The 7,043-nt window shown below is 62.1% G+C and carries 6 protein-coding genes; all 6 read left to right on the plus strand.

All coding sequences use genetic code 11. From position 1 onward, the window contains the following. Positions 1–1,547: efflux RND transporter permease subunit (locus H0V78_09065; protein MBA2351918.1), on the plus strand; the 1,547-nt coding region annotated here is incomplete at its 5' end. A gap of 85 nt (positions 1,548–1,632) precedes the next feature. Beyond that, complete coding sequence (locus tag H0V78_09070) at positions 1,633–3,120, plus strand: efflux transporter outer membrane subunit (protein ID MBA2351919.1); 1,488 nt, start codon at positions 1,633–1,635, stop codon at positions 3,118–3,120. A gap of 65 nt (positions 3,121–3,185) precedes the next feature. Then, positions 3,186–4,397, plus strand: a complete 1,212-nt coding sequence (locus H0V78_09075) for an FAD-dependent oxidoreductase (protein ID MBA2351920.1) — start codon at positions 3,186–3,188, stop codon at positions 4,395–4,397. 97 nt (positions 4,398–4,494) lie between these two features. Then, complete coding sequence (locus tag H0V78_09080) at positions 4,495–5,586, plus strand: ABC transporter ATP-binding protein (GenBank protein MBA2351921.1); 1,092 nt, start codon at positions 4,495–4,497, stop codon at positions 5,584–5,586. After that, positions 5,583–6,359 carry an ABC transporter permease gene (locus H0V78_09085; protein ID MBA2351922.1) on the plus strand — a complete coding sequence of 259 codons (777 nt, stop codon included), beginning with the start codon at positions 5,583–5,585 and terminating at the stop codon, positions 6,357–6,359. The genes H0V78_09080 and H0V78_09085 overlap by 4 nt, the downstream gene beginning before the upstream one ends. 13 nt (positions 6,360–6,372) lie before the next feature. Further along, positions 6,373–6,951 carry a GNAT family N-acetyltransferase gene (locus H0V78_09090; GenBank protein ID MBA2351923.1) on the plus strand — a complete coding sequence of 193 codons (579 nt, stop codon included), beginning with the start codon at positions 6,373–6,375 and terminating at the stop codon, positions 6,949–6,951. The last annotated feature ends 92 nt before the right edge of the window (positions 6,952–7,043 follow it).

Here is a 7,043-nt window from a genome sequence, read left to right on the forward strand (position 1 = left end):
GCGCGCCGCTCATACTGGCCGTGTACGCGGTGCTGATCGGCTGCACGTTCTTCATGTTTCGCGCCGTGCCCGGTGGGTTTATCCCGACGCAGGACAAGCTTTATTTGATCGGCGGCTTAAAGCTGCCCGAAGGCGCCTCGCTCGATCGCACCGAAGCGGTGGTGCGCAAGATGAGCGATATGGCGCTCGCCACCGATGGCGTGATCGACGCCGTCGCCTTCCCCGGATTGAACGCGCTGCAGTTCAGCAACACGCCGAACACCGGCACCATCTTTTTCGGCCTCGAAAGCTTCGACAAGCGCACGCGCCCGGCGCCGGAAATCGTCGCCGAATTGACGGGCAAGTTCCAGTCTATCCAGGAAGGCTTCGCATTCGCCTTCATGCCGCCGGCCATCCTTGGCATCGGCGCCGGTTCGGGCTTCGCGCTATATGTGCAGGATCGCACCGGGCTCGGCTACGGTGAGTTGCAAAACGCTGTGACCTCGCTGTCCGGCGCGCTCTCGCAAGTGCCCGGCATGGGCTTTCCGATCAGCTCCTATCAGTCGAACGTCCCGCAGCTCACCGCCGACGTCGATCGCACCAAGGCGAAGAAGGAGGGGTTGGCATTGACCGATGTGTTCGAAACCTTGCAGGTGTACCTGGGTTCTACCTACGTCAACGATTTCACGCGCTTCGGCCGCACTTATCAGGTGTACGCGCAGGCCGATGCGCCGTTCCGCGATCAGGCCGAGGACGTGCTGAAGCTGCGCACGCGAAACAGCGCGGGCGAGATGGTGCCGATCGGCAGCGTCGTCAAAGTCAGCCAGACGTACGGTCCGGATCCGGTGATCCGTTACAACGGTTATCCCGCAGCCGATCTCTTGGGCGAAGCGGATCCGCGCGTGATGTCCTCCAACGAAGCCATCGCCAAAATTGCCGGTATGGCGCCGCAAATCCTGCCGGCGGGAATGAGTTACGCGTGGACCGATTTGACCTTCCAGCAGGTGAACGAAGGCAATGCCAATCTGATCGTGTTCCCGCTGTGCGTGCTACTCGCCTTTTTGGTGCTGGCCGGGCTTTACGAAAGCTGGACCTTGCCGCTCGCGGTGATTTTGATTGTGCCGATGTGCATGCTGTCGGCGCTGGTCGGCATCTGGCTGACGGGCGGCGATAACAATATCTTCGTGCAGATCGGCCTGGTCGTGTTGATGGGGCTCGCCTGCAAGAACGCGATTCTGATCGTCGAGTTCGCGCGCGAACTCGAACACCAGGGTCGCGGCACCGTCGAAGCGGCGCTCGAAGCGTGCCGCCTGCGGTTGCGGCCGATCGTGATGACTTCGGTGGCGTTTATCGCCGGCGTGGTGCCGCTGGTGCTGTCGAGCGGCGCGGGGGCAGAAGTGCGCCGCGTCATGGGCATCACGGTGTTCTCGGGCATGATCGGCGTTACCTTGTTCGGCCTGTTCCTGACGCCGGTGTTTTACGTGACGGTGCGCAAGCTTTTTTCGCGACGCCGTGACCGTCCCGCTTTGCCAGCGGGCGCTCGACCACAGGAGGCGCCAGGTGCTTAAGCTGATTCCGGTAAATCGAAGGAAAACTCCAGCCGTGTCATTGCGAGCGAACGCGAAGCAATCCCGTCGGTTCGTCAACATCGGGATTGCTTCGTCGGGCGAAGCCCTCCTCGCAAAGACAAGCATCGCCCTGCTGGCGCTTACGCTCGCAGCTTGCGCGGCGGTCGGGCCGGATTATGAGCGCCGAGACCCATCGCTGGCGGGGGCATTCGATGAAATGAATGGCGAGGTTTACACCGATGCCCAGCCGGTCGCCGAATTCTGGAGCAGCTTCGACGACCCGCAACTGACGCGGCTCGTCGAAGGCGCGCTCGCCGCCAATCACGACTTGCGCGTAGCGCTCGCCCGTCTGAACCAGGCGCGCGCGCTCGCCGGCCTGCAGCGCTTCGATCGTTATCCGACCGTCACGGCAGGTGCTGCCGCCACCGAGAACCGCATTAGTGAAGACCAGGGGTTCGGCGCGGTGGGAGGCGATCGCAACTTTCGCCTTTACGATCTCGGCGCCGATGCGTTCTGGGAGCTGGATTTTTTCGGCCGCGTGCGCCGATCGATCGAGGCCGCGGAAGCCGTTGTCGACGCATCAGCGGCCGATTTGCGCGCGGCGCAAGTCAGCATCGCTGCCGAAGTCGCGCGCACGTATTTCGAACTGCGCGGCCAGCAGGAGCAACTCGATGTCGCCCGCCGCAACGCAGACAATCAGCGCGAAACGCTGCGGCTGACTCTGGCGCGCAGCGATGCCGGCGCCGGGACCGACTTCGACGTGGCGCGTTCCCGCGGCCTGCTCGAAGCGACGCTGTCGCGCATCCCTGCTTTGGAGGCGGGTGTTCGCACCGCCATGCATCGCCTGGCCGTTCTAAATGGCCGCGGACCCGCACAACTCAAAGCCGAACTCGATTCCGAACAGCCACTGCCTAAGCTGCCGGACGCAGTTGCGGTAGGCGCGCCATCCGAACTGGTGCGCCGCCGTCCCGATGTGCAGGCCGCCGAGCGGCGTCTTGCCGCCGCCACCGCGCGTATCGGCGTGGCGACCGCGGATCTGTTCCCGCGCGTTACCTTGAACGGAACCTTGGGCCTGACCTCGGCCAGTCTTGGCGATCTGTTCAGCTCCGGCGCCGTCAACTACGGCTTCGGCCCTGCCATCGGCTGGGCGTTTCTCGATCTCGGCCGCGTGCGTGCGCGCATCGCCGCCAGCGACGCCGATGCCGAGGCCAATCTGGCGCTGTACGAAGGCACCGTGTTGCGGGCGCTGGAGGAGGCGGAAAATTCGTTGGTGGGCTATACGCGCGCCCAGCGTGAGCGCGACCGCTTGTTCGAATCCGCGCAAGCCAACGCCGATGCCGCCGACTTCGCGCGCCGACGCTTCGAAGGCGGCATTAGCGATTTTCTGCAGGTGCTCGACGCCGAGCGCACCTTGCTCGAATCGCAGGACAGTTTCGTTCGCAGCCGCACCCGAACGGCGACCGCGCTGGTCGCCGTGTACAAAGCGCTCGCCGGCGGCTGGCCGGAACGGGTGCCGGCGAAGTTGAGCTCATCCGTCGTTCCTGCGAAAGCGGGAATCGACCGCCGGCGTTGAAAAGCTACCGGATTCCCGCCCTGCTCGATACCTGCCGGGGCAAGCTGGGCGCCAAGCTCCTAATCATGATGGAAAAACTCGAAACCACGTGCTGCATCGCCGGCGGCGGCCCGGCGGGAATGATGCTGGGTCTGCTGCTCGCGCGCGCCGGAATCCGCGTCATCGTTCTCGAAAAGCACGCGGATTTCCTGCGTGATTTTCGCGGCGACACGATCCATCCCTCGACGCTCGAAGTGCTGTACGAGCTTGGCCTGCTCGATGCGTTTCTCGAGCTGCCGCATCAAAAGACATATCAACTCGGCGCGTACATCGAAGACACCGAAATTCCTTTCGCCGACTTCAGCCATTTGCCGGTGCGCTGCAAATTCATCGCCTTCATTCCGCAATGGGATTTCCTGAACTTCCTGGCCAGGGAAGGGCGCCGCTATCCGACTTTCGATTTGCGCATGCAATGCGCAGCATTCGATCTCGTCGAAGAGTCCGGGCGCGTGGCCGGCGTGCAGGTGAAAACGCCGGACGGTCGACTCGAAATTCGCGCCGATCTGGTCGTCGCCGCCGATGGCCGCAGCTCGATCTTGCGCGAGCGAGCGGGTCTTGCCGTGCAAAATCAGGGAGCGCCGATGGACGTGCTGTGGTTCAGCCTGCCGCGGCGTGCCGGCGATCCCGAGCAATCGATGGGACGCTTCGCCGCGCAGCAGCTCTTTGTTCTGATTCAACGCGGCGACTATTGGCAATGCGGCTATGTCATCGCCAAAGGCGCGATGGCGGAGATTCGGGTGCGCGGCATCGAAGCGTTTCGCGCCGGCATCGCGGCCATCGCGCCTTTTCTTGGCGATCGCGTCGAGGTGCTGCGCGACTGGAAAGATATCAGTCTGCTCAGCGTGCGCGTCGATCGGCTGAAGCAATGGTATCGCGAAGGGCTGCTGTGTATCGGCGATGCCGCGCACGCGATGTCTCCAGTCGGCGGCGTCGGAATCAATCTTGCGATTCAGGATGCGGTCGCGGCCGCGAACCAGATTGCCGGGCCTTTGCGCCTCGGTAAACTTGGCGTCGATCATCTGCGCCGCGTACAAAGACGAAGGGAATTGCCGACGCGCCTCACGCAAGGTCTGCAGGTCGCGGTTCAGAACCGCATCATTTCGCGCGTGCTGCAAGCCGGCGAAAAGCTGAAGCCGCCGCCCGTCCTTCGGTTGTTCGCCCGTTTCCCGATTCTGCGCCGCATCCCCGCGCGGCTGATCGGCATGGGCTTTCGTCCCGAGCATGTCGCGGCGCGTTAGTGTGCGGTGTCTTAAAAAAAGTCGTAAGTTCAAAAGCTTTAGTGCTGAGCCCGTCGAAGGATGAACAGCCTTCGACGAGCTCAGAGCCTGTCCTCGAATGTTTTTGATCGGGGGCCGAACGGAAATATATGCCAACTTCATCCAAGGTTCCCCCCTCGTGAATCTGCCAGCCAAAAATCCCGATGAATCCGGGAGCCCGCGCGCCGGCGCAAGCGCGCGCGGCGACGGCGATCCCGCCAGGGCGGCACAGAGGCCGATCATCATCTCCATCTCGAACCTGACCAAGACTTATGCATCCGGCTTAGAGGCGCTGAAGAGCGTCGATCTTGAGATACGCGAAGGCGAGATCTTCGCGCTGCTGGGCCCGAACGGCGCGGGCAAGACGACGCTCATCAGCATCATTTGCGGCATCGTCAATCCGACGACGGGGACGGTGACCGCGGACGGCCACGACATCGTGCGCGACTATCGCGCGGCGCGATCGAAAATCGGCCTGGTGCCGCAGGAGCTGACGACCGACGCGTTCGAGACGGTGTGGGCGACGGTCAACTTCAGCCGCGGCTTGTTCGGGCGCGCGCCGAATCCGGCGTTCATAGAGAAAGTGCTGCGCGATCTGTCCTTGTGGGATAAGCGCAATGACAAAATCATGACTTTGTCGGGCGGCATGAAACGGCGGGTGATGATTGCCAAGGCGCTGTCGCACGAACCGCACATCCTGTTTCTCGACGAGCCGACTGCTGGCGTGGACGTGGAGTTGAGGCGCGATATGTGGGCGCTGGTGCAAGGCTTGCGCGAGAGCGGCGTGACCATCATTCTGACCACGCATTACATCGACGAGGCCGAGGAGATGGCCGATCGCATCGGCGTGATCAGCAAGGGCGAACTCATCCTGGTCGAGGAAAAGACCGAGCTGATGAAAAAGCTGGGCAAGAAACAGTTCACCCTTCATCTGCAGGAGCCGATGACTGCGATTCCCGTCGAGCTAACCGAGTGGCGGCTGGCGCTGAAAAACGGCGGGAGCGAACTGGAATACACCTTCGACACGCACGACGAGCGCACCGGCATTCCGTCGCTGCTCAGGCGCATTAGCGATCTGGGGATAGCGTTCAAGGATCTGAACACGAGTCAAAGCTCGCTCGAGGATATCTTCGTCAGCCTGGTGAGCGAACGCACGGGAGCGCGAGGATGAACACATTGGCATTCAACCGCTACGGCGTCTGGGCGATCTACAAATTCGAGATGGCGCGATTCGCGCGCACTTTGTGGCAGAGCCTGTTTGCGCCGGTCATCACCACCTCGCTTTACTTCGTGGTATTCGGCGCGGCGATCGGGTCGCGCATCAGCGACGTGGACGGCGTGTCTTACGGCGCCTTCATCGTGCCGGGGCTGATCATGCTGTCGCTGTTCACCGAAAGCCTGTCCAACGCCTCGTTCGGTATCTACTTCCCGAAGTTTACTGGCACGATCTACGAGCTCCTGTCAGCGCCGGTGTCTTCTCTCGAAATCGTCCTCGCTTATGTTGGCGCGGCGGCGACCAAGTCCATCCTTCTGGGCCTGGTCATCCTCGCCACGGCGTCGCTGTTCGTGCCGATCCAGATTCTGCATCCGGTCTGGATGATCGCTTTCCTGCTACTGACGGCGACGAGCTTCAGCTTGTTCGGCTTCATCATCGGCATCTGGGCGAAAGGCTTCGAGCAGCTTCAGTTCATCCCCATGCTGATCATCACGCCGCTGACCTTCCTCGGCGGTGCGTTCTATTCGATCGACATGCTGCCGCCGGCATGGCGCACAGTCACCCTGTTCAACCCGGTGGTCTACCTGATCAGCGGCTTTCGCTGGAGCTTTTACGAGACGTCGGATGTCGGCGTGGGCATGAGCCTGACCATGACGCTGGCATTCTTCGCAATCTGCCTCGCCGCAGTGTGGTGGATTTTCAGGACCGGGTATCGGCTGAAGAACTGATCGGGGCGTGAAAATGACTATCATAAAAACCGCTACGGCAGCCGATGAAGCCGCCGCCATTGACGCGATTGTGCTGGCGTTCGGCGCGGATCCCGCCGCGCGTTGGTCGTGGCGCGATCCGCACCAGTACCTCGCGTCTTTCCCTCGCTTTATGAAGGCATTCGGCGGCAAAGCATTCTCAAACGGGAGCGCGTACATCATTGATGGCTACGCCGGCGCGGCGCTGTGGCTCCCGCCGGGTATCGAGCCCGACGAAGACACGATGATGTCTATACTGCAGGGCACCGTGCCCAAGGAGATTCTGGAAGATGTATTTGCGGTGCTGGAACAGATGGGTCGCTATCACCCGAACGAGCCGCACTGGTATCTGCCGCTCATGGGCGTAGACCCGATTCAACAAGGTAAAGGGTTCGGCTCGGCGCTGATGCAGCACGCACTTATCCCGTGCGACCGTGACGGCGGCCTTGCCTACCTTGAATCCACCAACCCGAAAAATATTCCGCTCTATGAGCGGCACGGGTTTGAATTGCTCGGAACGATTCAGGCTGGGACATCGCCACCTCTCTTTCCAATGCTGCGCAAACCACGGTGATTAGGGCCTGTTTACACTAATTCCATACGTGCGGCGGGGGAGAGACGGGTGCAGGGCAAGGCGCCGGCGACGCCGTTTGGTCACTCCAAACA

It is taken from the genome of Burkholderiales bacterium, assembly GCA_013695435.1.
GTDB lineage: Bacteria > Pseudomonadota > Gammaproteobacteria > Burkholderiales > JACMKV01 > JACMKV01.